Origin of the sequence: Arthrobacter sp. YA7-1, assembly GCF_025960325.1 — a bacterium.
Classification (GTDB): Bacteria; Actinomycetota; Actinomycetes; order Actinomycetales; family Micrococcaceae; genus Arthrobacter; species Arthrobacter bambusae_A.
In genome coordinates this window covers 292,383-317,598 of the sequence record NZ_CP110114.1, presented here as the reverse complement: position 1 = coordinate 317,598, position 25,216 = coordinate 292,383, and the positions used below count along the sequence as shown (strand labels likewise).

General features: G+C 64.6%; 27 protein-coding genes. 9 read left to right on the top strand and 18 right to left on the bottom strand.

Features of this window, described 5'->3' with window-relative positions:
- Nucleotides 1–122 precede the first annotated feature (122 nt).
- Nucleotides 123–1,838: an AMP-binding protein gene (locus tag OIT41_RS01565; RefSeq protein ID WP_241707336.1), complete on the top strand. Its 1,716-nt coding sequence runs from the start codon at nt 123–125 to the stop codon at nt 1,836–1,838.
- Nucleotides 1,839–1,864: 26 nt separating this feature from the next.
- Nucleotides 1,865–2,371, top strand: a complete 507-nt coding sequence (locus tag OIT41_RS01560) for a MarR family winged helix-turn-helix transcriptional regulator (protein ID WP_078106894.1) — start codon at nt 1,865–1,867, stop codon at nt 2,369–2,371.
- 69 nt (nt 2,372–2,440) lie between these two features.
- Here OIT41_RS01560 and OIT41_RS01555 read toward each other — a convergent pair whose 3' ends face one another.
- The 7 genes from OIT41_RS01555 to OIT41_RS01525 all read right to left on the bottom strand — a co-directional run bounded on the left by OIT41_RS01555 (nt 2,441) and on the right by OIT41_RS01525 (nt 10,047).
- On the bottom strand, nt 2,441–3,220 hold the full coding sequence (locus tag OIT41_RS01555) for an enoyl-CoA hydratase (RefSeq protein ID WP_264637259.1): 780 nt from the start codon (nt 3,218–3,220) through the stop codon (nt 2,441–2,443).
- An 81-nt stretch (nt 3,221–3,301) separates the two neighbouring features.
- A complete protein-coding gene (mmsB, locus tag OIT41_RS01550) occupies nt 3,302–4,222 on the bottom strand; it encodes a 3-hydroxyisobutyrate dehydrogenase (protein ID WP_078106794.1) in 921 nt (306 codons plus the stop codon).
- On the bottom strand, nt 4,215–5,261 hold the full coding sequence (locus OIT41_RS01545) for an enoyl-CoA hydratase/isomerase family protein (protein WP_264637258.1): 1,047 nt from the start codon (nt 5,259–5,261) through the stop codon (nt 4,215–4,217). The genes mmsB and OIT41_RS01545 overlap by 8 nt, the downstream gene beginning before the upstream one ends.
- Nucleotides 5,261–6,760, bottom strand: coding sequence for a CoA-acylating methylmalonate-semialdehyde dehydrogenase (locus OIT41_RS01540; RefSeq protein WP_264637257.1), 1,500 nt, complete (start codon nt 6,758–6,760; stop codon nt 5,261–5,263). The genes OIT41_RS01545 and OIT41_RS01540 overlap by 1 nt, the downstream gene beginning before the upstream one ends.
- Before the next feature lie 146 nt (nt 6,761–6,906).
- Entirely contained in the window at nt 6,907–8,286 is a 1,380-nt protein-coding gene (locus OIT41_RS01535) for a cryptochrome/photolyase family protein (RefSeq protein WP_241707331.1), read from the bottom strand.
- An 83-nt stretch (nt 8,287–8,369) separates the two neighbouring features.
- Entirely contained in the window at nt 8,370–9,041 is a 672-nt protein-coding gene (locus OIT41_RS01530; protein ID WP_078106798.1) for a fasciclin domain-containing protein, read from the bottom strand.
- A 214-nt stretch (nt 9,042–9,255) separates the two neighbouring features.
- On the bottom strand, nt 9,256–10,047 hold the full coding sequence (locus OIT41_RS01525) for an IclR family transcriptional regulator (RefSeq protein ID WP_264637256.1): 792 nt from the start codon (nt 10,045–10,047) through the stop codon (nt 9,256–9,258).
- Between the two features lie 217 nt (nt 10,048–10,264).
- On the opposite strand from OIT41_RS01525, the gene OIT41_RS01520 reads away from it, so the two are divergent.
- The 6 genes from OIT41_RS01520 (at nt 10,265) to OIT41_RS01495 (ending at nt 15,385) form a co-directional block, all read left to right on the top strand.
- Nucleotides 10,265–10,981: a CoA transferase subunit A gene (locus tag OIT41_RS01520; protein WP_241707368.1), complete on the top strand. Its 717-nt coding sequence runs from the start codon at nt 10,265–10,267 to the stop codon at nt 10,979–10,981.
- Between the two features lie 26 nt (nt 10,982–11,007).
- Nucleotides 11,008–11,691 carry a CoA transferase subunit B gene (locus OIT41_RS01515; protein WP_241707329.1) on the top strand — a complete coding sequence of 228 codons (684 nt, stop codon included), beginning with the start codon at nt 11,008–11,010 and terminating at the stop codon, nt 11,689–11,691.
- Nucleotides 11,688–12,893, top strand: a complete 1,206-nt coding sequence (locus OIT41_RS01510; RefSeq protein WP_241707328.1) for an acetyl-CoA acetyltransferase — start codon at nt 11,688–11,690, stop codon at nt 12,891–12,893. The genes OIT41_RS01515 and OIT41_RS01510 overlap by 4 nt, the downstream gene beginning before the upstream one ends.
- 148 nt (nt 12,894–13,041) lie before the next feature.
- Nucleotides 13,042–13,611, top strand: coding sequence for an HdeD family acid-resistance protein (locus tag OIT41_RS01505; protein WP_241707327.1), 570 nt, complete (start codon nt 13,042–13,044; stop codon nt 13,609–13,611).
- Nucleotides 13,612–13,675: 64 nt separating this feature from the next.
- Nucleotides 13,676–14,482: an exodeoxyribonuclease III gene (locus tag OIT41_RS01500; RefSeq protein ID WP_264637255.1), complete on the top strand. Its 807-nt coding sequence runs from the start codon at nt 13,676–13,678 to the stop codon at nt 14,480–14,482.
- Between the two features lie 33 nt (nt 14,483–14,515).
- Nucleotides 14,516–15,385 (top strand): hypothetical protein, encoded by an 870-nt coding sequence (locus tag OIT41_RS01495; protein ID WP_078106804.1) that lies wholly within the window; start codon nt 14,516–14,518, stop codon nt 15,383–15,385.
- A gap of 34 nt (nt 15,386–15,419) precedes the next feature.
- Here the strand turns inward: OIT41_RS01495 and OIT41_RS01490 are convergent, their stop codons facing one another.
- The 5 genes from OIT41_RS01490 to OIT41_RS01470 all read right to left on the bottom strand — a co-directional run bounded on the left by OIT41_RS01490 (nt 15,420) and on the right by OIT41_RS01470 (nt 20,126).
- Nucleotides 15,420–16,478, bottom strand: a complete 1,059-nt coding sequence (locus OIT41_RS01490; RefSeq protein WP_264637254.1) for a LacI family DNA-binding transcriptional regulator — start codon at nt 16,476–16,478, stop codon at nt 15,420–15,422.
- A 119-nt stretch (nt 16,479–16,597) separates the two neighbouring features.
- Entirely contained in the window at nt 16,598–16,870 is a 273-nt protein-coding gene (locus OIT41_RS01485; RefSeq protein WP_241707324.1) for a hypothetical protein, read from the bottom strand.
- A complete protein-coding gene (locus OIT41_RS01480) occupies nt 16,867–17,742 on the bottom strand; it encodes a carbohydrate ABC transporter permease (protein ID WP_078106806.1) in 876 nt (291 codons plus the stop codon). The genes OIT41_RS01485 and OIT41_RS01480 overlap by 4 nt, the downstream gene beginning before the upstream one ends.
- Nucleotides 17,739–18,758 (bottom strand): carbohydrate ABC transporter permease, encoded by a 1,020-nt coding sequence (locus tag OIT41_RS01475; RefSeq protein ID WP_241707323.1) that lies wholly within the window; start codon nt 18,756–18,758, stop codon nt 17,739–17,741. The genes OIT41_RS01480 and OIT41_RS01475 overlap by 4 nt, the downstream gene beginning before the upstream one ends.
- 87 nt (nt 18,759–18,845) lie before the next feature.
- A complete protein-coding gene (locus OIT41_RS01470; RefSeq protein WP_241707322.1) occupies nt 18,846–20,126 on the bottom strand; it encodes an ABC transporter substrate-binding protein in 1,281 nt (426 codons plus the stop codon).
- Nucleotides 20,127–20,365: 239 nt separating this feature from the next.
- On the opposite strand from OIT41_RS01470, the gene OIT41_RS01465 reads away from it, so the two are divergent.
- Nucleotides 20,366–22,114 (top strand): glycoside hydrolase family 13 protein, encoded by a 1,749-nt coding sequence (locus OIT41_RS01465; protein WP_241707367.1) that lies wholly within the window; start codon nt 20,366–20,368, stop codon nt 22,112–22,114.
- A gap of 115 nt (nt 22,115–22,229) precedes the next feature.
- Here OIT41_RS01465 and OIT41_RS01460 read toward each other — a convergent pair whose 3' ends face one another.
- The 6 genes from OIT41_RS01460 to OIT41_RS01435 form a co-directional block, all read right to left on the bottom strand.
- Nucleotides 22,230–22,535, bottom strand: coding sequence for a hypothetical protein (locus OIT41_RS01460; protein ID WP_078106810.1), 306 nt, complete (start codon nt 22,533–22,535; stop codon nt 22,230–22,232).
- 200 nt (nt 22,536–22,735) lie between these two features.
- A complete protein-coding gene (locus tag OIT41_RS01455) occupies nt 22,736–23,347 on the bottom strand; it encodes a hypothetical protein (RefSeq protein ID WP_241707321.1) in 612 nt (203 codons plus the stop codon).
- Complete coding sequence (locus OIT41_RS01450; RefSeq protein WP_241707320.1) at nt 23,344–24,057, bottom strand: DUF6286 domain-containing protein; 714 nt, start codon at nt 24,055–24,057, stop codon at nt 23,344–23,346. The genes OIT41_RS01455 and OIT41_RS01450 overlap by 4 nt, the downstream gene beginning before the upstream one ends.
- Complete coding sequence (locus OIT41_RS01445) at nt 24,054–24,437, bottom strand: hypothetical protein (protein ID WP_264637253.1); 384 nt, start codon at nt 24,435–24,437, stop codon at nt 24,054–24,056. The genes OIT41_RS01450 and OIT41_RS01445 overlap by 4 nt, the downstream gene beginning before the upstream one ends.
- Nucleotides 24,434–24,625, bottom strand: a complete 192-nt coding sequence (locus OIT41_RS01440) for a DUF2273 domain-containing protein (protein ID WP_078106814.1) — start codon at nt 24,623–24,625, stop codon at nt 24,434–24,436. Before OIT41_RS01440 ends, OIT41_RS01445 begins: the two co-directional genes overlap by 4 nt.
- A complete protein-coding gene (locus OIT41_RS01435) occupies nt 24,622–25,095 on the bottom strand; it encodes an Asp23/Gls24 family envelope stress response protein (protein WP_241707318.1) in 474 nt (157 codons plus the stop codon). Before OIT41_RS01435 ends, OIT41_RS01440 begins: the two co-directional genes overlap by 4 nt.
- Between the last annotated feature and the right edge of the window lie 121 nt (nt 25,096–25,216).

Sequence of the window (25,216 nt, the reverse complement as noted above, 5' to 3'; positions counted from 1 at the left end):
AGCCCCGCAACACTGCCTCTTCCAAACCCTTGGATGTCCTAGTATATTGCAGGTGAGGCGGATCACACGGCGAGTTCGTCCCCGGTTCGCACTCCCCATACACGCAGGGCGAAAGGCAGACAATGACAGTCACCGACGACTTCCGTGCAGCCCGCGATCGGCTCCTTGCGCTGCGCACCGATTATTCAGGGGCGCGCAGCGACTTCCAGTGGCCCCGTTTCAGCGAGTTCAACTTCGCACTCGACTGGTTCGACCAGATCGCTGATAACCCCGGCACGGCCAACGACCCTGCGCTGGTGATCGTCGAGCAGGACGGCAGTTCCGCCCGCCGCAGCTTCGCCGAGCTCTCCGCGCGCTCCTCGCAGCTTGCCAACTGGCTCCGATCCAAGGGCGTCCAGCGGGGCGACCGCATGATCATCATGCTCGGCAACCAAGTGGAACTGTGGGAACTCATGCTCGCCGGGATCAAACTCGGCGTGGTCCTGATCCCCACCACCACGCTCATGGGCCCGCGCGACATCACGGATCGCGTGGAGCGCGGCGGCGCCCGCTGGGCCGCCGTCGGGAGCGCCAACATCGCCAAGTTCGCCGAAGTGCCGGGCGATTACACGCTCATTGAAGTGGGTGACGGCCAGACCCCTGGCGCCCTCCAGTACGCCGAAGCGGATTCCGCCGAGTCGACGTTCGTCCCGGACGCCCCCACCGCCGCTGACGAAACCATGCTCCTCTACTTCACCTCGGGCACTACGTCGCGGGCGAAACTGGTGGAGCACACCCACACCTCGTACCCGGTGGGACACCTCTCCACGATGTATTGGATCGGCCTGGAGCCCGGGGATGTCCACCTCAACGTGGCGTCCCCCGGCTGGGCAAAGCACGCGTGGTCCAACGTTTTCACGCCGTGGATCGCCGAGGCCTGCGTCTTCGTCTATAACTACGATCGCTTCGACGCCAAGGCCCTCATGGAGCAGATGGGCCGCGAAGGCGTCACGAGTTTCTGCGCCCCGCCCACCGTGTGGCGCATGCTCATCCAGGCGGACCTGACCCTGCTCAAAACCCCGCCAACCAAGGTGGTTTCGGCGGGCGAACCCCTCAACGCCGAGGTGATCGGGCAAGTCGAGCGGGCCTGGGGGCAGACCATCCGCGACGGTTTCGGCCAGACGGAGTCGACAGTCCAGGTCGCCAACACCCCCGGCCAACCGGTCAAGACCGGTTCGATGGGGCGGCCGCTGCCGGGCTACGACGTCGTCCTTGTCGACCCGGCCACTGGCGAAGAGGCTGACGACGGCGAGCTGTGCTTGCGCTTGGACCCCCGCCCCGTAGGGCTCATGAAGTCCTACTTCGGCGACCCGGAAAAGACGGCCGAGGCGTTCCGCGACGGTTACTACCACACGGGTGACATGGCCAGCCGGGACGGGAACGGAGTCATCACCTACGTGGGCCGCGGAGACGATGTGTTCAAATCCTCCGACTACCGCTTGTCCCCTTTCGAACTCGAAAGCGTCCTGATCGAGCATCCCGCAGTGGCGGAGGCCGCCGTCGTACCCTCTCCGGATCCGGTCAAGCTTTCGGTGCCCAAGGCCTTCGTGGTGCTCGCCGCCGGGTACGAGCCCGGACCCGCTGTTGCCGAGGACATCCTCAGATACTGCCGGCAGCACCTGGCGCCGTTCAAGCGCGTCCGCCGGCTCGAATTCGGTGAGTTGCCCAAGACCATTTCGGGCAAGATCCGGCGCGTCGAGCTTCGAGGCACGGAGGTGGCCCGCCACAGCGATGGTCCGCTGCCTGCCGGCCTGGGTGTCGAGTACACCGAGGATGAGTTCCCGAGTCTGAAAGAATAGGCAGCCAAGCAATGTCAGGAGGCACCGTGGGCAGCCCACTCCCCCGCGATCCCATCGCCGACGCCCAGCGAAACTGGGAGCGCCACGGCTGGGGCGAAGTCGCCGCGCCCATGGCGGCCATTACCGCGATCATGCGCACGCAGCAGATCCTGCTCGCGCGGATCGAAGGCGTTTTGAAGCCCTACGGCCTGACCTTCGCGCGCTACGAACTCCTCGCGCTGCTGAGTTTCGCCCGCAGCGGCGCGTTGCCCATGAACAAAGCCAGCGCGCTGCTCCAGGTGCATCCGACGTCGGTAACCAACGCCGTCGACCGCCTCGAGAAGGCCGCCCTCGTGGTCCGCTCCCCGCATCCCACTGACGGGCGCACCACGCTGATCGAGCTCACCGCGGAGGGCCGCACCCTCGCAAAGCGCGCGACGACGGCACTCAACAACGAGGTGTTCGGCCAGTCCGGCTTCGGGGACGACGACGTCGAGCACCTGATCCGCGTGCTGGGAGACTTCCGCAAGGCCGCGGGCGACTTCACGGACTAACGAATTTTCCATCCATTGCTGAGTAACTGCCGTTTTGAGCCTTCAGAACGACAGTTACTCAGCAGTGGATCAGCGGTGCTTGAACTCCGGCTGGCGCTTCTCGGTGAACGCCGCCATGCCTTCCTTCTGATCCTCCGTGGCGAACAATGAGTGGAAGACCCGGCGCTCGAACAAAACACCTTGGGAGAGGCCGGTTTCGAAGGCTGCGTTGACGGCTTCCTTGGCCACCATGGCAACCGGCTTGGACTTGGACGCGATCACCTCGGCGGCCTTCATCGCCTCCTCCACCACGGAATCGGCTGGCACGACGCGGGAAACAAGTCCTGCACGCTCGGCTTCCTCGGCGTCCATGAACCGCCCAGTGAGGATCATGTCCATTGCTTTGGCCTTGCCCACGGCCCGGGTCAGCCGTTGCGAGCCGCCCATGCCGGGAATGACGCCGAGATTGATTTCCGGTTGACCGAACTTGGCGTTGTCCCCGGCAATGATGAAATCGCACATCATGGCAAGTTCGCAGCCACCGCCCAAGGCAAACCCGGACACTGCCGCAATCACGGGAATGCGCAGGCGAGTGAGGCTTTCCCAGGCGCGGAACCAGTCGGCGGCATACATGTCCATGTACCCCTTGGAGGCCATCTCCTTGATGTCGGCACCGGCCGCGAAGGCCTTCTCCGATCCGGCGATCACCACGGCACCCACCCCGGGATCCGCATCCATGTCCGACACTGCGGCCACGATCTCATTCATGGTGGCCTGGTTCAACGCATTGAGCGCCTTGGGCCGGTTCAGGGTCACCAAGCCCACCCGTCCACGGAATTCCACCAGGATGTTTTCGTACTGCTGCGCCAAGCCGTGCCCCTTTTGTCGGTTGCTCAGTTGTGTCGGTTGCTCAGTTGTGTCGGTTGCCCCGAAATGATCTTCCCGCCAAGGCTACTTGGCGGACTTGTCCCGGATGTCTGTGATGATGCCGGAGAAGTCACGCCCGGCTCCGCCTTCGGCCGCGAAAGCATCGTAAATCCGCGATGCCAGGTGTCCCATTTGCCCGTCCACTCCGGTGCTTTCGAGCGCGTTGACCGCGAGCCGGAGGTCCTTTGCCATGAGCGCTCCGGCGAATCCGGGCTGGTAGTCGCGGTTGGCCGGGCTCGTGGGGACCGGTCCGGGAACCGGGCAGTTGGTGGTGAGCGCCCAGCATTGCCCCGAGGCGTTGGATGCGACGTCGAACAACGCTTGGTGCGTGAGGCCCAGCTTCTCGCCCAGGACGAACGCCTCGCTGACGGCAATCATGGAAACGCCCAGGATCATGTTGTTGCAGACCTTGGCCGCCTGCCCGGCTCCGTGGTCGCCGCAGTGGACGATCCTCCGGCCCATGAGTTCCAGGATCGGCTTCACTGTTTCGAAGTCCGCTGGGAGCGCCCCCACCATGAAGGTCAGGGTTCCGGCTTCGGCGCCAACCACGCCTCCGGAAACGGGCGCGTCGACCGAGCGGTGGCCGGCCTCCAAAGCAATGGCAGCGGCCTCGCGGGCCTCGTCGACGTTGATGGTGGAGCAGTCCAGGAACAGCGTGTCCGGCGCAGCCACCGAGAGCAGGCCCGGTGCACCGTCGACTCCCCGGTAGGCGTCCAGGACGTGCTTGCCGCTGGGCAGCATGGTCAGGACAACGGAAGCACCGGCGACGGCCTCCGGAGCGGAATCCACCGTGGCTATGCCGTGTTCACGGGCTGCCTCAAGTGCCGCCGGCACGGGATCGTACGCGACCACGTGGTGCCCCGCTTTGACAAGGTTCACGGCCATGGGACCGCCCATGTGGCCAAGGCCGAGAAAAGCGATGGTGCCGGAAACTGCGTCAGACATGGTCGGACTCCTTTGAATGAAGTTTGAGTTCACGGTCGCCGAGCGAGGCGAAGAAGCCTTCGACGGCGGCCGGCGACACCTCCGCGAGGGAAGCCGGCTTCCATTGTGGGTTGCGGTCCTTGTCCACCACTTGGGCGCGGATCCCCTCGCGGAAATCCGGCCCGGCCAGACAGCGCACGCCAACCCGGTATTCCTGTTCCAGCGCCTCTTCGAGCGAGAGCCCCCGGACGCGCCGCAACGATTCCAGGGCCACTTTCACTGCTGTTGGCGACTTCGCCTCGAGCGTGTCCGCGGCCGCGGCGGCGTCACCACCGGCCGCGCGCAGCCTCGCGACGATTTCCTCGGCGTCATCCGAAGCAAAGGCGGCATCGATCCACTCGCTCTGGCCGGACAGCGCCGAGGCCGGCGGTTCCTGCACAAAGCGCTCGACGGCGGCCTCCGCAGTCGAGCTTTCCAGCGCTTCCGCGAGGGCGGGGAGGCGTTCGGACGGGACGAAGTGGTCCGCGAGCCCCAGGAACAGGGCATCGGCCCCGCTCAAGTGGGCACCCGTAAGCGCGGCGTAGGTGCCGGACTCCCCCGGCGAGCGGGACAGCAGCAGGGTCCCGCCGACGTCGGGCACAAACCCAATGGTGGTTTCCGGCATGCCGGTGCGGGTCCGCTCGGTGACCACGCGGACGGAGCCGTGGGCCGAGATACCGACCCCGCCGCCGAGGACCAGTCCGTCCATGAAGGCCACGTAAGGCTTCGGATACCGGGCAATGAGCGAGTTCAAGCGGTACTCCGCAGCCCAGAAGTCAGCTGTCTGGCCGCCGTGGCGCAGCATGTCATCGTAGATCGCCACGATGTCTCCACCCGCGCACAGTCCACGCTCCCCGGCGCCGTGCACCAAAACCGTCTCGACGCCGTCGTCGTCCGCCCACTCGGTGAGTTGCTCCAGCATGGCCTGCACCATGCCGCTGGTGAGGGCGTTGACGGCCTGGGTCCGGTTCAGGGTGATGACGCCGAGGTGGCCGCGCTTCTCGAAGAGGACCTCGGCCATTAGCTGCCGGCCGGCATCACGAAGCTGGCGCCCTGGCGGATGCCCGAGGGCCAACGGGTGGTGACCGTCTTGGTCTTGGTGTAGAAGCGGAAGGCGTCCGCGCCGTGCTGGTTGAGGTCGCCGAAGCCGGAGGCCTTCCAGCCGCCGAAGGTGTAGTAGGCAATCGGGACGGGAATGGGAACGTTGATGCCAACCATGCCCACTTCGACGCGGCTCGCGAAGTCGCGGGCAGCGCCGCCGTCGCGGGTGAAGATCGCGACGCCGTTGCCGAACTCGTGCTCGGAGCAGAGCCGCAGCGCTTCTTCGTAGTCAGCCGCGCGGAGGACGCTCAGGACCGGGCCGAAGATCTCCTCTTTGTAGATGGACATGTCCTTCGTCACGTTGTCGAAGAGGGTCGGGCCAACCCAGAAACCGCCGTCGTAGCCGTCCACCGTGAGGCCGCGTCCGTCGGTGACGAGCGTGGCGCCCTGGTCGACGCCGGCTTGGATGTAGCCCTCGATCCGTTCCTTCGCCGAGGCTGCCACCACCGGGCCGAAGTCCGAATCCTTGGCCAGGCTGGGGCCGACCTTCAGTCCCTTGATCCGGTCCTGCAGCTTGGAAACCAGCTCATCGGCCGTCTCCTGGCCAACCGGCACCGCAACGGAAATCGCCATGCAACGCTCTCCGGCGGAGCCGAAGCCAGCGCCGATGAGCGCATCCGCGGCCATGTCGAGATCGGCGTCGGGCATGATCACCATGTGGTTCTTGGCACCGCCGAAGCACTGGGCGCGCTTCCCGTGGGCGGCCGCGGTCGCGTAAATGTACTGGGCAATCGGCGTGGAACCGACAAAGCCGATGGCCTTCACGCGCGGATCCTCAAGGAGGGCATCCACCGCTTCCTTGTCGCCATTGATGACGTTGAAGACGCCGTTCGGCAATCCGGCCTCGGTGAAGAGCTCGGCCAGGCGAAGGGGCACGGAGGGGTCGCGCTCCGACGGTTTGAGGATGAAGGCATTGCCCGCAGCCAGCGCGGGGCCGGACTTCCAGAGCGGGATCATGGCGGGGAAGTTGAAGGGCGTGATGCCGGCGACAACGCCGAGCGGCTGGCGCAATGAGTGGACGTCGATGCCGGTGCCGGCGTTGTCCGAGAACTCGCCCTTGAGCAGGTGTGGCGCGCCGGCGGCGAACTCCACCACCTCGATGCCGCGCTGGATGTCGCCCTTGGCATCGGGGAAGGTCTTGCCGTGCTCGGAGGAGAGCAGCGTGGCGAGTTCGTCCATGTGTTCGTTGACCAGGTCCACGAACTTGAGCAGGATCCGGCCACGGCGCTGCGGGTTCATCGCAGCCCATTCGAGCTGGCCCTTTTCCGCGTTCGCGATGGCGTTCCTGACCTCATCAGCGCTGGCCAAGGGAAGTTTGGCCTGAATCTCGCCGGTGCAGGGATCGTAGACATCGCTGAAGCGCCCGGAGGTCCCGTCGATCCTCTGGCCGTCAATGTAGTGGGAAAGTTCGCGCACCATGGAATGCTCCTTTGCATAGGGGAAATGCCCGCCATCGGCCTCGAAAGCACATGTCCAACTGCGCTCCGGGACGTCTTTGATCCCGAATATACTCGGACTTCCTACTAATTTCTAGAGGACCTCAGCTGGTGCCCAGGTGGCCCGGTTCAACGGGGCAGGTTGCCGTAGGCATCCAGAGCCTCCCGGCGCGAGGCCTTGAGATCCACCACCGGCTCCGGATAGTCCGCCGTGGCCAGCTCCGGTATCCACTGGCCAACGTAGCCTCCGCGGGGGTCGAATTTCGCTGCCTGGGTCTCCGGATTGAAGATCCTGAAGAACGGCGACGCGTCCGCGCCGGAACCGGCTACCCACTGCCAGTTCGCGGGATTGGACGCAGGATCGGCATCCACCAGGGTGTCCCAGAACCATTGCTCGCCCACTTGCCAGTGAATGCCGAGATTCTTCACCAAGAGGCTGGCGGAAACCATGCGGACCCGGTTGTGCATCCATCCGGTGTGCCACAATTGCCGCTGCCCGGCATCCACCATGGGGAAGCCGGTGCGGCCTTCCTGCCATGCTCGAAGGAGATCGTCAGGCTCCTCGGACTGATCGCCCTTGCCACCGGGCCAGGCCCACGGATAGTGGTCGAATCCGGGCCGCAAATTGGCCGTCGCCAGATCCGGGTGATGGAAGTATTGGTGCCAGCAGAATTCCCGCCACCCGAGTTCCGCGGCGAAAACGGCCACTCCGTCGCCCAGTTCCCGACGCCGGCGCTGCTGGGCATGCCATACCTCGAACGGGCTGAGTTGCCCCCAGCGCAGGAACGGCGACAACCGGCTACTGCCCGGCAAGTCCGGACGGTCCCGGTTCACCGAATAGTCCGCCAGCCCGCGCTCCACGAAGTCATCGAGAAGTTCGTGCGCCTGCGCCGAACCCGGCTGCCAGCTTTCCGACAATCCGGCAGACCAATCGGGGCTCCGCGGCAACAATCCCCAAGAGTCCAATTCCTCGGACCCGGGAAGCCGGCCGGAGAATCCGCGGCCCGGTTCCGGAGCTTCCAGCGGTTCGCGGAAATCCAAGCCGGACACAGTCCGCCAAAAGGGCGTGAAGACCTTGAAGGGTCCGCCCTGCTTCGTGGTCACGGCCCAGGGTTCATGGAGCAAGGATGCCTGGAAGCTCTCGGCATGCATCCCGGACTCGCGCGCCCAGGTCTTGATACCGGCGTCGAGCATTCGCTCCGGTTCGCCATAACGGCGGTTCCAGTACAGCGACCCTGCACTCATCGCCGTCGCGGTTTCCCCGACCATCTCCGCCGCCGGTCCGCGGCGCAGTACGAGAGGCACGCACAAGGTTGCGAGCTCTTCGCGAAGGGTGAGCAGGGAATGATGCAGCCACCAGCGGGAGGCACCGCCGAGCGGCCTGATGCCCGGCGATTCCTCGTCCAGGACATACAGCGCGACGGCGGCTCCATCGTCCACTGCTGCCCGCAGCGCCGGGTTGTCCGTGGTCCGGAGATCGTCCCGGAGCCACACGATTGACGGCTTCACTCATCCCCCTCGGATTTGTGGCAAAGGCCATGCCCCCTAAGACGAATCTTAAGGGGCATGATCTGTACTGAAGTTATTGAGATTTATTTCGGCATCAGGACGGTGTCAACCAGGTACACCGTGGCGTTGGCGGTGTGGACGCCACCGCAGATCACGGCAGAACCTCCGTCAACCTTGAGTGCATCCTTGCTTCCGGTGACGGTCACCGAGTCGCCCTCAACGGTCTTGTGGGTGCCCACGATCTGGTCCGGGGTCAGCTGGCCGGGGATGACGTGGTAGGTGAGGATCTTGCTCAGGGTGGCGTCGTCGGTCTTGAGGCTGTCGATGGTGGCGGCCGGGATCTTGGCGAATGCGCTGTCCACAGGAGCGAACACGGTGAACTGGCTGCCGTTAAGCGTGTCCACCAGGTTGACCTTCGGGTTCAGCTTGCCGGACACGGCGGCCGTGAGGGTCTTGAGCAACGGGTTGTTGGAAGCGGCAACGGCTACGGGGTCGAGAGCCATGCCGGCGACGGAACCTGCACCGCTGGGAACCTGGGAGGCGTAGCCTGCACAGCCCGGGCCGACCAGGTCTTTGGTCGGGTCCATCGCGGCGCTTGCCGAAGCGGAGGGGGTCGCCGCCATGGTGGACGACGAGCTCGGAGCCGCCGATGACGGCGAAGCCGTGGAAGCGGAGCCGCCACAAGCGGTGAGGCCCAACAGGGCGGAAGCGGCGAGGCCGGCAATCGCAAAAGACGTGCGCTTTGTAGCAAGCATGACATTTCTCCTTCAAACGGACTGACATTCGGTGCCGGTTGATTCCGGCGTGAAAGCACTTCACCTTTGCGGGGCTAAGTCCTTATGCCAGCTATTCGGAGGTGTGGGCTGCAGGGATGGGTGAGTTTCAAAAATTAATTTGGAAGCGCCTCAACACCCGACCACTTTGGAAGCACCCGACGCCGGATGGCGGCGTGGGTGCCGACATTGCCGCTCAAAGGTGGTCGGTTCTTGCGGAGCTCATGCGGTGGGCTTCCTCCATCAACAACTTGCCGAGGAATTCCTGGCGTTCAGGACGGAACCGCGGCTCGATGCCGGTAAGGGACAAGGCGCCGACCGGCCTGCCCTGTTGGTCGAAAACGGCAGCCGCCATCCCCCAACTGCCCTCCAGGACCAACCCGGGATTCACCGAGTACCCGGCAAATCGGGTTTGCTCAAGGTTCCGGCGCACCACGCCCTCGCTGTGGCCGGCAGCGAACTCCCCCGCGTACTGTTCCCACCCGGAGAGGATCACTTGCTGTTCCTCGTCCGTCAGGAAGGCCATGATCGCCGTGCCGGCCGACGCCACGCCAAGCGGGAACCGGACGCCCTCGTGCAACACGAAGGAGCGCACAGGGAAGCTACCTTCCTCTCGGAGCACGCACACGGTTTCGTGGCCACGACGGATGGAATAGAAGGCGCTTTCGCCGCTCTCCTCGGCCAGGCGTCGCAGGCTGGGCCGGGCCAGGTCCTCAAACGGGAACCGCGCCGCCGCAACGGACCCCAGCAGGAAGATCTCAGGCCCCAGGATCCAGTTGCCGGTCCGCTGGTCATGATCCAGCAGGCCTTCAGCCGCGAGCGATGCGAGCAAGCGATGCACCGTCGGGCGCGTCAGTCCGGACTCGCGGACCAGGCCAGCAATGGACATGCCCTCCGGCTTGCGTCCCACGAGCCGGAGGAGCGCGGCTACCCTGCCCACCACCTGGGCGCCCTGCACGGGCTTTGCGTGCGGCTGTTGGGTCGGCACCTCTCCCCTTCCAAAGATTTCCTCCACAATGTGGACACCTCCAAGAGTACCGTCCACACTGTGCGAGGTCAGCGTGGCGGGCCACACGACGCCATTGACCCTTCGCTCAGGGCCACCATATGCTCCTAAGCCAGACGACTAGTTCAGACGTGCCCGGCGTAGTGTCCACAAAGTGGATATGTGCTGGGTGACCTTACTCAAAGACGAGGACAAAGCCATGGCCAAAATCCATCCCAGCTCAGCCGTTGCACTGCAGGACGTCCTGCGCGACGGCCAGACGATCGCCGTCGGAGGTTTCGGGCTCAGCGGCATCCCCGCGGACCTGATCGACGCTGTCCGCGATTCGGGGGTCAAGGACCTGACAGTGGTCTCCAACAACATGGGCATTGACGGCAAGGGGCTCGGTGTCCTCATCGAAGCGGGCCAGGTCCGCAAGGTCATCGCCTCCTACGTGGGCGAGAACAAGCTCTTCGCCGAGCAGTACCTCTCGGGCCAGCTTGAGGTCGAGTTCGCCCCGCAGGGCACCCTCGCCGAGCGCCTCCGCGCCGGCGGCGCCGGGATTCCGGCCTTCTACACGCGGACCGGCGTCGGAACCCTGGTTGCCGAGGGCAAGCCGCTCGAGGAGTTCGACGGCGTGACCTACGTCCGCGAGCGCGGGATCGTCGCCGACGTCGCACTGGTCCACGCGCACACCGCGGACACGGACGGCAACCTGATCTACCGGTACACGGCCCGGAACTTCAACCCTGTCGTGGCGACGGCGGGCATTGTGACCATTGCCGAGGCCGAAGTGATCGTGCAGCCCGGCGAATTGGATCCCAACCACATCGTGACACCCGGCGTCTACGTCCAGCGGCTGGTCCAGGCGAGCGGCCGGCCCAAGGACATCGAGCAGCGCACCGTGCGGACCCGCACTGAAGCCCTGGCCGTTTAAGCACCCACCAGCGAAGGAGCACCACCATGGCATGGACCCGAGACGAAATGGCCGCCATTGCGGCCGAGGAACTCCACGACGGCGACTACGTCAACCTCGGCATCGGCATTCCCACCCTCGTCGCCAACAACCTGCCCGACGGCGTGCGGGTTGTCCTGCAAAGCGAGAACGGCCTACTCGGCATGGGGCCTTTCCCGTATGAAGGCGAGGAAGACGCCGACCTCATCAACGCCGGCAAGCAGACCGTCACGGTCCTGCCCGGCGGCAGCATCTTCGACTCCGCGACGTCCTTCGGGATGATCCGCGGCGGACATGTCAAGGTTGCCATCCTCGGCGCCATGCAGGTTTCCGGCAACGGCGACCTCGCCAATTGGACCATTCCGGGAAAGATGGTCAAGGGCATGGGCGGTGCCATGGACCTGGTGGCCGGCACTCCGCGCGTCGTGGTCCTCACCGAACACAACGCCAAGGACGGGAGCGCGAAGATCGTCCGCGAATGCACCCTGCCGTTGACCGGCCTGGGGGTGGTGGACCGGATCGTCAGTGACCTCGCGGTGTTTGACCTTGTGCGGAACGACGACGGCGGGCGGCAGCTCACCCTTACCCGCCTCGCCCCGGGGGTCACCGTGGAGGAACTCCGCGCTAAAACGGAGGCCGCGTTCGCCGTCGCATTGGAAACCACCTCCGCTCTCGAAGGAGCAACAGCATGAGCCTGAAAGACCAGTTCGGCAAAGATGTCCTCCTCACCGGCTGGGGACACAGCAAGTTCGGCAAACTCACGGACGAGACGCTGGAGTCCTTGATCGTCCAGGTGTCAGCGGAGGCCATCCGGAACTCCGGACTCGAGCCACGGGACATCGACGAGATCTACCTCGGCCAGTTCAACTCAGGCATGCAGCCCCTGGGCTTCACGTCCTCCCTGGCCCTGCAACTGTCCGAGGATCTGGCGAACGTGCCCGCAACCAGGACCGAGAACGCCTGCGCTTCTGGATCCGCGGCATTCCAGCAGGGCGTGAAATCCGTGCTTGCCGGGACGGCCCGCAACGTCCTGGTGATCGGCGCCGAAAAGATGACCGACGCCGGAGCCGACGTTGTCGGAGCAGCCCTTCTGGGCGCGTCCTACGAAATGGCGGGCAAGGCCTCTACCACCGGTTTCACGGGGTTGTTCGCCGAGGTGGCCAAGCACTACGAGAAGCGCTACGGAGCGGGTTTCGCTGGTGCAGGTCTGAGCGACATCCTCGGATCCATCGCCGCCAAGAACCACCACAACGGCATGGACAACCCCTACGCGCAGATGCACCGCGATTTCGGCGAGGAGTTCTGTCGGACGGTTTCCGAGAAGAACCCCATGGTTGCCGAACCGCTGCGCCGCACCGACTGCTCCCCCGTGTCCGACGGCGCCGCCGCCGTCGTGCTCTCCCTGGGCCCGGCGTCGGGCGCTGCTACCCAACCCGTACGGCTGGCGGGCTTCGGGCAAGCGAACGACTTCTTCCCGGCAGAGCGCCGCGACCCCACCGAATTCGCCGCCACGCGGGTGTCCTGGGAACGCGCGCTGGGGATGGCCGGCCTCGGTATCGACGGACTGGACTTCGCCGAAGTGCACGATTGCTTCACGATCGCCGAACTGATCATGTACGAGGCCATGGGACTGACCCCGCGCGGCGAAGGCTCCCGGGCCGTGCAGGAAGGCTGGGTCTACAAGGACGGAAAGCTGCCCATCAACGTGTCCGGCGGCCTCAAGGCGAAGGGCCACCCTGTGGGCGCGACAGGCGTGTCCCAGCACGTCATCGCAGCCATGCAGCTCACGGGCACCGCCGGCGCCATGCAACTGCCCAACGCCCGCCGCGGAGCCGTGCAGAACATGGGCGGCGTGGGCATCGCGAACTACGTTTCGATTTTGGAGGCAGTCTGAGGAACACCGCTGAAACTCCCCGCTCCTGATGCCCGACGTCGACTGCGGCCTGCGTAGTGGCGCGGGCCGCCGTCGGGGTCCAAGCCCAAAGGTGGGGAGTTCCGGCCGGCCCATTCCCCAGCTACCTCGCCGGGTCTAGACTGACCCTATGTCCGACACCGCAGGACGCAAGTTGTTTCAGCATTCAGGAACGGCGCTCATCTTCCGGGGAGCTTTGGCCCTTCTCTTTGCCTTCCTGGTCGCTTCCCTGCCGGTAGCCACGGTATTTGCCCTTGTCTACGTGTTCGGCGTGTTTGCCATTACCGACGGGCTCGCCAACATGGCCCACTATTTCTACGACCCTGCGCGCCACTCCCGCTGGAGCCTGATCGGTGGCTTCATCTCGGTCGCAACGGGCCTCGTGGCCGTTTCCTGGCCGGGCATCACCACCGCGGCGCTGGGCGTCCTGATCGGAGCCTGGGCACTCATCCTGGGGATCTCGCAAATCATCCTTGCCAGGGACATCAGGACAACGGTCAGGGGTTGGTGGATCTGGATGTTGACGGCAGTGGTCACCACCTTGTTCGGACTTTTTGTGCTCGTCAATCCGGCAGCCGGATTCCTGGGCGTGGTGGCGCTCCTCGCGAGCTACGCCGCGGTCAGTGGCGTTCTGTTGATCGCCTCCGGCATCAGGCTCCGCAGGCGCGCGTCCTCTTCTTCGGTGATGCTCGCCCATTAGCACCAGCGGTAGCAATCCGCCCCGGGGGGATGCGCCAAGGCCCAAGTTCGGTAAGTTAGTGGCTGTGAAGATAGCTACCTGGAATGTGAATTCGCTCCGCGCACGTGCCGACCGCGTCGAGGCCTGGCTGCAGCGCAGTGACTGCGACGTCCTCGCGATACAGGAAACCAAGTGCAAGGACGACAACTTCCCGTGGGAGCTCTTCGAGCGCATGGGCTACGAGGTTGCCCATTTCGGCCTGAGCCAATGGAACGGCGTGGCGATCGCCTCGCGTGTAGGGCTCGACGACGTCGAACGCACCTTTGTTGACCAGCCCGCCTTCGGAAAGGCGGGCAAGGATCCTGTTCAGGAAGCCCGCGCCATTGCCGCAACGTGTGGAGGGGTACGGGTGTGGAGCCTTTACGTTCCCAACGGTCGTTCGCTCGACGACGAGCACATGCCCTACAAGCTCAAGTGGCTGGACACCCTGAAGGCACACGCCGCCGCTTGGATCACAGAGAACCCCGAAACCCAGGTGGCGCTCATGGGCGACTGGAACATCGCGCCGCTCGACGAGGATGTCTGGGACATCGATTACTTCCGGGCGAACGCGCTCACCCACGTGAGCGAACCCGAGCGTGAGGCCTTCCGGGCGTTCGAAGGGGCCGGTTTCACCGACGTCGCGCGCGCCTACACGCCGGGTCCCGGCGTCTACACCTACTGGGACTACACGCAGCTGCGGTTCCCCAAGAAGGAGGGCATGCGTATCGACTTCGTCCTGGCCTCTCCCGCGCTGGCCGCCCGCGTCACCGGGGCGTCGATCGACCGCGAAGAGCGCAAGGGCAAGGGCGCCTCGGACCACGCTCCCGTGATCGTGGAGCTTACGGACTGAGCAGCAACAATTGACGGAGGAGGCGGGCCCGCGATGAGCGGAAAGCTATACGGGAGTCAGGCTGGGCTGCCTTTCTCTTCAGCGTTGCGCGTCTATGAACCACTCGAGGCATTCCCGGAAGACCAGCGGCAACAGCTCGTGGCGAGCGGGACCCGCAGCGGTTCGCGGGCCGCCGTCGAAAATGCCGAGCTGCTCGCTTCCCTCGGTCGGGTCACGCGCAAGGGCGGGGATCCGTTCCCCACCGGCAGCACCGATCTTGTCCGCATCACGCGGATTCCCACCGGTGATCCGAACGACCCCGACGGCGGCCGGCTGCTTTACTGCCCCAGCCAGCTGGTCATCCGGGCAGGATTGGCTGCCAATGCCCTCATGGAAGGTATCCACGGGCCGCTCGCGGACCTGCTCATCCCCGTGGACCAGCGCGACCGGCACCAGGCACGCATAGACCGCATCAACGCCAGTCACGACGCGAAGCGCGTGCACACCCGGGCCTCCACGTGGGGCATCCCCTTCAGCTGGTTCTCGCTCTTCCAGGAATCGGACCGCAAGGATGTGGTGGAATCCGGTGGACGCATCCTGACGGTGAGGGTCTGGGCCTCGCTGACCGATGCCTTGGACCGGGCGCGCTTTGCCGTAGCCAACCTCGCCCTCGCCGCCCCGGACCTGGACATGCTGGACGACCTCACACAGCTCACCGAATGGCTCGAATTGTTCCATGTGCAGTCGATGGTCGAGCTGGATTATGGCGCCGTGGCGGACAAGGTATACCCGGACGAGTCACCCATGGACGTCAGGCTCGGCATCGAATGCCTGGCCGAGGGCGACATGACGGGAGCGGCCGCGGCTTACCGCAGGCTGGCTTCCCGCTGGATCCCCATCAGGCAGTTGGCCCGGGCTTCGTAGCTCCTCAGCTTCGTGTCCGGAGCTCTTGGCCTCGTCAGTCCTTGGGACGGGGCGGACCCGTGGTCTCACGGACAATCAGCCGGTGGGGCGCTTTCATGGACCTCACGGACCCTGCGGCCCCTGCCAATTCGTCCAACAGCATGCGGGTGCCCAATTGGCCCTGTTCCACGGGGTCCTGGGCCACGGTTGTCAGGCCCATGGCCTCGGCGAATTCATGGTTGTCAATGCCGATGATGGACAATTCTTCCGGTACGCGGACGCCGCGGCGCCGCGCCTGCAACATGGCTCCCATGGCCATTTCATCGGAGGCGCAGAAGATCGCCGTCGGTTTTGGCCCCGGTTTGCTCCAGAGCTCGTCGAAGGCTTCCTGGCCACTGCCCACGGTGAAGTTTCCGAAAATGTCCCATTCCGGCGGCATGGAAAAGCCAGCGCTTGTCATGGCATCTGTGAAGCCGTCAACGCGCAGTCGTGGGACGGTGAAGTTCAGGTCGGAATCGTCCTGGCCGTGGAGCAGCGCGATCTCGCGGTGGCCGAGATTCAACAGGTGCATGGTGGCTTCCACCGAGGCTGCGTAATCGTCGATCCCGATGCTGGGGCAATCCTCCACCGGACCGCCGACAATGACCAAGGGGATTTCGATCCTCTGGAGATCGGCGATTTCCTCGGGGGTCAGGGACATACAGAGGACCAGGAGTGCATCAATCTGCTTGTAGACCATCGTCTTGCTGAAGAGCCGTTCCCGCGCTCCGCGCTGCCCGCCCAGGTTGAACAGGGAGAGGTTGTAGCCGCGGGCGTGGAGCTCACGGTCTACGCCCTCGATCGCCTTGAAGAAGAACCAACGGTCCACGTAGGGGGCCAGGACACCGATTGTCCTGGTGCGGCCCGTAGCCAGCCCGGAAGCGGACGACGACGCCACGTACCCGAGTTCTCCTGCGACCCGCAGGATCTTTTCCCTGGTCGCAGGAGACACCCTCGGAAGGCCGCGCACCGCGCGGGAAACGGTGGCGGTGGAAACGCCTGCGGCGTGTGCGACGTCCTCAATGCTGGCTCCTGCGTGGCCGCCACGCTGGGAACGTTCACTCGTCTTTGCCACTCAAGCCCCCTCAAAGATTCCGTGCGGAAGCCGGGGGTTCCTTCCCAGACGGCAGATAACCAGCGTATTCCGCCTGGTTTCCCTCCGCCGATTCCGCTCTATTTATTTCGGCTCGCTTCTCAACCGATGCGCCTTGACGTCCGCGCGGGGAGCCGCCGCCGAAGCCGAAGCATTCCCCACAGGGCCAGCAACACTGCCAACAGGCCCAGGGCCCAGCCCAGTGCGGGCTGGGCCGTGAGTTCGGCGGCCACCGTGATGACCAGCAGGACCAAGGCCCAAAAACCGAGAAAACCAATCACGAGGTCGAAATCTTCAGCCGATTTCACCCGCGTGTTCTGCTCCTTGGCCGGGCCGCCGAGGGACGGCCCGGCCGAATCAGGAGTTTGCGTCATTTGACCGCGCCCGCTGTCAGCCCCGCCACAATCTTGCGCTGGAAGACCAGTACGAGGATCACCAGCGGAATCGTGACAACCGTTCCGGCTGCCATGACGGCGGTGTACGGCTCCTGGTGGGCTTGTGCACCGGCGAAGTAGGCGATAGCCACCGTGACCGTCTTGGTCTGGTCATTCGACAGCTGGCTCGCGATGAGGAACTCGTTCCACGAAGCGATGAACGCCAGGATGGCGGTGGTGAACACGGCGGGCGCAGCAAGCGGCATGATCACCTTGCGGAATGCCTGGCCCTGTGTACAGCCATCAATTCGAGCTGATTCTTCCAGCTCCCACGGCATTTCCCGGAAGAAGGAGGTCAAGGTGTACACCGTCAACGGAAGCACGAACGAGATGTTCGGGATGATCAGCGCCTGATATGTGCCGTACCAGCCGATGTTGGTGAACAACTGGAACAGCGGCGTCACCAAGGCCACGCCCGGGAACATCGATGCACCGAGGACGAAGCCGAGGACCAGGAATTTGAAGCGGAATTCGAGCCTGGACAAGGCGTAGGCCGCAAACACGCCGAACAGCAGGGCAACCACGGTGGTTACGCCCGCCACGAAGAGCGAGTTCAAGAGGTTCCGGCCGAAGTGGTTGCCCAGGTTCTCCGAAAAGACCGTGGTGAAGTTGTCCCAGGTGACGTGGGTGAAGAATGGCGTCGAGTCGAAGGTATATCCAACGTCGCGGAACGCGGTCACGATCATCCAGTAGAACGGAATCAAGCACCAGATGAAGATGAGCGCAGCGCTGAGGTACGTTCGTCCGCTCGCCCAGCGTTCCCGCCGTCGGGCAGCTGTCTTGGGCGCGGTGTCAAAGCTCACGGCGGTCATTTTTCCTGTCCCTTGGTCTTAGGCGTGGCTGAGGCGACAGCGTTCGCTCCCAGGAAACGAACGAAGATGAACGCCACGAGGAAGATGATGAGGAAGGTGATGGTGGACAACGCCGCTGCTGAGTTGAATCCCTGACGGATTTGGTCAACCACCAGGATGGACAACGTCGTCGTGCCATTCGAGCCTTGGGTCATGATGGCCGGCAGGTCATACATGCGCAGTGCGTCAAGGACACGAAACAGGACAGCCACCATGAGCGCCGGCTTCACGAGCGGCAGGGTGATCTGCGTGAAACGCTGCCATGCCGAGGCACCGTCGACCTTGGCCGCCTCGTATACTTCCGCCGGGATGATCTGCAGGCCAGCCAAAATCAGCAGGGCCATGAACGGCGTGGTCTTCCAGACGTCCGAAATGATGATCGCCCAGCGGGCCGGCCACTCGCTGCCTGTCCACAGGATTGCCGTGCCGAAAAGCTTGTTGGCGATTCCGTCGAAAGCGAAGATGAAGAACCACAGCTTGGCGGTGACGGCTGTCGGGATGGCCCACGGAACCAGGACAGCAGCGCGAAGGGCACTGCGACCGCGGAAAGTCCGGGCCATGATGACGGCCATCCAGAATCCGAGGACAGTCTCCAAGACGACGGTGACGACGGTGAAGAAGAACGTCGTTCCAACGGCGCTCCAGAACTGGGAGCCAAGGGTGCCGGGCGCACAGGCTGCGGAGCCACATTGCTGGGCCAACCAGTGGACAAAGTTGTCGAAGCCGGCGGGTCCACCCGAGACGAAGACCTTGGTGACCGGGTCAAGGCCCTGGTCCTTCTGGAAGGCCATGATAATCGCGTTGACCACCGGGTACACGATGACCACGGCAAGCAGTACCAAGGCGGGGGAAATCAACCAGAACGCCCACCGGCCTTGCGATGTGGCCGCCCGGTCCTGTCCTACTTCTTTTTGACCTTTTTTGGGTTTGGGGCTTGGTGTCTCTGGCGCCCGTTTAGGCTGCGCTAGGGTGGACATTTCCCCTCCTTCCGGAAATTGATAGCGTGCCCCTCGGGCGGCCGTTCGCTTGAAGCGCCAGCCGCCCGAGGTTCACTGGAGGTGTTGCTATTGGCTGGCCGAGTTGATGGCCGTGTCCATATCGGTCATCGCCTGATCGACGGACTTGTCACCCTTGATCGCAGCGTAGGCATTGTCCTGGATGGCCTTGGTGACTGCAGGGTAGAACGGCGAGACCGGGCGCGGCACGGCATTCGAAATCGAGGTCTTCAGCACCGGAAGGTACGGCAGCTGCTGGACCAGGGTCGGATCGTCGTACAAGGAACCGATGACCGGCGCCAGGGAACCCTGCGTGGCGTAGAACTTCTCGGTCTCTTCACTGGTCATGAAGGCCAGGAAGTCCTTGGCCGTCGCCTTGTGCTGCGAGTACACGCTGACGGCGAGGTTGTGGCCACCGAGGGATGAGGCGCCGGGGCCGCTCTTACCCGGAAGCGGAGCCATCCCGAAGGTGTCCTTCACCTTGGAGGAGCCGTCCGTCTTGGCGAGGTTGTAGACGTAAGGCCAGTTGCGCAGGAAGAGGAGCTTGCCGTCTTCGAAGGACTGCCTGCCCTGTTCTTCCTGGTACGTCACGGCCTGGGTGGGGATGTTTCCGTTCTTGTAGGCCGTGACCAGGTTGTTAAGGCCGGCCTTGGCCGCCGCGGAAGTCACGGTGGACTTGCCGTCGTCGCCAACGATCGTGCCGCCGGCCGAGTTGATGGCTTCAGCCGCGTTCACGGTGAGGCCTTCATACTTGGCGAACTGCCCCGCGTAGCAGTCGATTCCATGCGACTTCGCGATGGAGCACATGCTCATCATCTCGTCCCAGGTCTTGGGCGGGGTGGGCACCAAGTCCTTGCGGTAGAAGAGGATGCCGCCGTCCGAAGTCTGCGGTGCCGCGAAGAGCGTGTTGTTGTACGTGGCCGTCTTGACGGTAGCCGGCAGCATCTTGGAGGTATCGATGCTCATCTTGTCCGAGAGCGGCTGCAACCAACCCTTCGCGGCAAATTCGGCGGTCCAGATGACGTCCACGTCAACGACGTCATAGTTGGCGTTCTTGGCCTGGAAGTTCTGGACCAAATCGTCGTGCTGCTGGTCCGCCTGGTCGGACTGCTCCTTGAAGGTGACCTTCTGGTCCGGGTGCGCCGCATTCCACTTATCGACGAGCGGGCGGACAACGTTGCTGTTGTCCTTGCCCTGGACGTAGGTGATGGGACCGCGTCCGTCGAGGTTTGCTGCGGCATCTCCGCCGCTTGAGGCTGTGCTGCCGCCACCGCCGCCACCACAGGCGGACAGGGACATGGCTAGCACGCCGGCAACAGCAGCCGGCAAAAGGTACTTGCGTGTGTTCATGCTGGGAACTCCTCAGTGAGTGGACCAGGTATTTCCGCTGCGCGGTTGATGTGGTGAGCCTCACATTAGTAAGCTTCCGGGTAGTAATGCAAGCGTTTACACAAAAATATGTCGTCGAGAGGAATCCAGTGCCGCACTCCCCGATCCCAACCCCCGGTTCCAGCAATTCCGCGTGGTGGGCAAGCGCCGTGGTGTACCAGATCTATCCTCGCTCTTTCGCCGACGGCAACGGCGACGGGATGGGCGACCTTGCCGGGGTCACCGCAAAACTGCCGTACCTGCAGGAGCTCGGCGTGGATGCCGTATGGCTCTCCCCGTTCTATAAGTCGCCGCAGGCAGATGCCGGATACGACGTAGCGGACTACCGGGCCGTGGATCCGCTCTTCGGCACCTTGGAGGACTTCGACGCCATGCTGGAGAAGGCACACAGCCTCGGCATCAAGGTGATCGTCGACCTCGTCCCCAACCACACTTCGGACGAGCACGCCTGGTTCCGCGAAGCCCTTGCTGCCGCCCCCGGCTCCCCCGAACGCGGGCGTTACATGTTCCACCCGGGCAAAGATTCCAAGCCGGGCTCCGGGGACGGGGCCTTGGCCCCGAACAATTGGAAATCCATCTTCGGCGGCCCCGCGTGGACGCGCCTGACGAACGACGACGGCACTCCGGGCGAGTGGTACCTGCACCTTTTCGACACGAAGCAGCCCGATCTCAACTGGGAGAATCCCGAGGTCCATGAGGAGATGCGTTCGGTGCTGCGCTTCTGGCTGGACCGCGGAGTTGACGGCTTCCGGGTGGATGTTGCCCACGGCCTGGTCAAGGAAGCCGGCTTGCCGGACTGGGAAGGCGCCGCCGCCATGGTCGAAGGTGGCTTGTCCGCACCAGGAGCCCACAGCGAAGCCGTCGAACCGCATACCGCCAAGCTGCACATCGTCCCCGCTGCCGACAGCCCCGCCGGGGCCGTCGCGACGGCCGTCGAGCACAAGGTCAAGCCACCGCTGGACCCGCCGTCGCCCTTCTTCGACCAGGACGGCGTTCACGAGATCTACCGCGAATGGAACAGAGTCCTCGCCGAATATGACGGCGACCGCATGCTGGTTGCCGAGGCGTGGGTGGAGCCTGCGGAGCGATTGGCACGGTACGTGCGCAAGGACGAAATGCAGCAGGCATTCAACTTCGATTTCCTCCTGGCAGGCTGGGATGCGGAGCGCATGGCAGTGGCCATCGAAACTTCGTTGGACGCGGCCGGATCCGTCGAGGCTCCCTCCACCTGGGTCCTGAGCAATCACGACACCGTCCGGCACCCCAGCCGTTTCGGGCTGGCAGATCCCACCACGTTCCCCAAGGGAATCGCGGCGGAGGACGAACAGCCCGACGCCGATCTGGGCCTCGCGCGGGCACGCGCAGCCTCCATGGTGTCCTTCGCCCTGCCGGGCTCGGCCTACTTGTACCAAGGTGAAGAACTCGGCCTTCCGGAGCACACGTCCCTGCCGGCCGAAGCGCGCCAAGACCCATCATTCTTCCGGACGAAGGGCGTGGAACGCGGCCGCGATGGGTGCCGGGTGCCGCTGCCCTGGAAATCCGCTGAAGCCGGCTTCGGGTTCTCGGACGCGGCGTCGGCGGGTACGGCCGACGCCGCTACTGCCGGCACGGCACCCGCGGCGCCCTGGCTCCCCCAGCCCGAAGAGTTCGGGGAGCTGGCGGCGGACCTGCAGGCCGGCGTCGGCGGCTCCACCTTGGAGCTGTACCGCGCAGTCCTGGCATTCCGCCGCTCTCACCGCCTCGGCTCGGGGACGTTCCAGTGGGCTGAAGCGCACGATCCCGCCAACGGAGTCCTGGCCTTCCACAACCGGGACGTCCTGGTAGTGGTCAATATGGGCACTGTGGCTCTCCCTGTCCCGGCCGGGCTGCGAGTGGAACTGTCCAGCGATGGCGCCTCAGGCGGGACGTCGATTCTCCCGGACAGCGGGGCGTATCTCGTGACGCGGTAGGATCCCTTCCTGACCTTCTTTCACACGGAAAAGGGGCCGACACGCAGCAAGTTGTGCGTGTCGGCCCCGTTCTGTATCCAAAGAGGGTCAGGAACGCGCCGTCATGGCGTGGAGCCTACTTGCCACCCTTGAAGAATCCGGCGATCTTGGAGCCGAGGCCCTTGGCGTTCCCGGCCACGTCCCCGGCGATTTCCTTGGCGTTTCCTGCAACATCCCCTGCGAGGTCCTTGGCTTTCTCGGCCACGTCGCCCGAGAGGAATTCCTTGACGTGCTCGGCGGCGTCGCCGGCGAATTCCTTTGCGTTCCCGACCGCCTCACCGGCAAAAACCTTGACGTGCTCCGCGGCATCTCCCGCGACGTGCTTGGCCTGCTCAGCTGCAGCTTCGGCGCTCTGCTTGATGTTGTTGACTTCTTCGCTCATGGTTTTCTCCTTGTTCCTGGTCCAAAGTGCTTTTGGTCCATCGGCTTGACTCGGACCCAAGGTCCGGTGCCGGCCGGGCAAGCCCAACCAAAGGGAAGAGTTCCCCCTACCCTTCAAACTATGGCCCAATGCGCACCCCTGCAACGCAAAACGCCTGGGAAAGCACATAGCCATCCGATTAACAACGGCTGCGGGTCGGCTCAGCGAACGCGCTCGGCCTTGCTGAATCTGGTGCGCGCTCCGGCCCCGATATGAATCAATACGGGTGTCTTCCGCCCGACTACCAGGTCCAGTGCCTCCACGAGGCGGGAGATGTCTGCGGCCAGCAGGTGCGGGGAAACGCCTTGACGGGGCTGGACCCGGACACGGAGCCCGGGGCGACCGTTGACCTCGTAAGTTGCCACCGTTACGCCGGCGAGGTCCGCGCGTTCCGCGAGGGCCGCCTTGAGCGCCTGCTCGGCAAGGTTGCCTCCGATATTGACGTCGCCAGGGGTCCGGGCGTCGTCGTATTCCGACACGATGAGGTTGGCGCGGCCTTTGCCCTGCTGCGATACCCAGGCCACCATGAGCACGATCAGCACAACAAGCACCGCAGCTGCCGCAATCCAGAGCCAGCTTTCCTCCCGTCCCGGAATACGGGTCTGCTCGGAGAGGTACTTGGCGTGTTCCCAGAGCCCGGTGGACCAGCCCTGCCACCACCTCCCGACGGCGGGAACCGTGGCGAGCAGCATCAGGAGAATGCCAATGGCCAGCAGCTTCAGGCCAAGGATGCCGATCAGGATGCGGTTGAGGACGTGCGGAGTGCCGTTCATGCCCCGATCACCCCGGACGTCGCGACATTGACACGGACTGAAGGCATAGGCGAAGGCGCCATCCTTTGAAGTTCATCCTCCACGGCCGCAAGTATCCGTTCCTCGCGCAAGGGCACCCCCGAGGTGGGCCTGACGTTGACCACAACCAACCGCTGCGAAACCACCACCATGACTTGCTCCTGGGTGACGTTCGCTGCGGTCCGGGCGGCCCGGGCCAGCGCCGAAGCGATGACCTCGTCGTCCACCACTACTCCGGCCCGGGGATCCTGAAGCAAGTGACGGGACTTCCGGCCGGGAAGGACCGCGTTCAAGAAGAAGATCAACCCAACCATGGCGACGACCCCGCCCAGCGCACCGAGCAGCAAGGGCGAAGTACCTCCGGGCAGGGCAGTGAGCCGCTCAGCGGCCGTTTGCGGATCGATGAGCCACGGCGGCTGGCCGATGGCGCGCAAGGCGGATTCGAGGAGGGCATAGACACAGGCCGCAATCACAAGGGCCGCCGCCAGTCCCGCCATTCCGGCGCGGGAGGAGCGGGTCTCGCGCTTGAGGATGCGCTGGAGTCCGACGTCGATCCGGTCGCCGACGTCGGAGGTCCCTGGTGCCGGGGCGCCGGGGGTATCGCCGTCGGCCGTATCCGCTGCGTGCAAAGTGTCCGGGTGGCCGCGGTCGGGGTGGCTGCGCCGGGCGTGCGGGGTCTGGGCGTGGCTCATTGGACGCGGGCTCCTTCGCTGACGCGTGCGCCGCTGATCCGGATGTCCACGCGGCTCAGGGTGGAACCGCTCAGCTGGGTGACACGCTCAAGGATGGCGGTCTTGGCAGCGACGGCCCGGTCCCAAACCGTGCCGCCGTATCCTTCGACACGCAGCGGGTCCCTGAGGACTTCGGTCAGCGAGGGCACACGGATCGGGGCGGCTATCGAGAGTGCCAGGAGGCCGTCGTCGTCCGACCACTCGGCGCGCACATCCTGCGCCGAGACGCCGAGCGCCTCGGCAGCGGCCGCCTGGGCCAAAGTGGTGAGGGCCTGGGTGCTGATTCGGTTGTGTCCGGCCAGGGAGACGGCAGGCTGCACAGCCTCAGCCGTGGAAGTCATGACGACGAGCGGCGGCCGGTGAGGGCATCCAGCACGCTGCGCAGGTCAAGCTTTCCGTCCGCGGCGCGGCCCAGGAGTGCGCCGATGCCCATGAAGAGAAGGGCAATGATGAAACCCCACAGCCCGAATTGGAAGGCCATGAACGCCACGAAGGCGCCGATCCCGATCCCGACAACAGTCATGCTCACTGGAGTGGCTCCCTTTCCGATAATGCGCCTTTTGTTCCGGCTTTGACGGGCGGGGCAACGTAGACGTCGTTGATCTCAACGTTGACCTCAATGACTTCCAGCCCGACCAGCGATTCGACCGCACGGTAGACGGCCGCGCGGACCTGGTTGGCGACATCATGCAAAGGGTATCCATAGACGGCCACAAGATTGAGGTCCACGGCCACTTGGGTCTCTCCGACCTCGGCGCGGACACCTGCGGCATGGTCCTGGCTGCCGACGGCATCGCGGATGGCTCCGAGGGCGCGCGATGGAGCCGATCCGAGGGAATAGACGCCCGGAACGGCCCTGGCGGCAATGCCGGCAACCTTGGCGACGGCGGAATCCGAGATCACTGTGCGGCCACTTCCTGCCACCGTTTGCCGGTCCTCGGATACCGGAGCCCCAACGGCTTCCGGTTCAGGCACGGTGTAGCTTTCCTGCTGGTCCATGTAGCCCTCCCCTTCTCTTGAGTACCACACTAGCGCGTGGCTAAGAGAAGGCGGAGACAAGCGGCCCTTGCCGTGAAATTCTGCTGGATCACCCCGGGAAATGTTCGGCTTTTGCGCACAA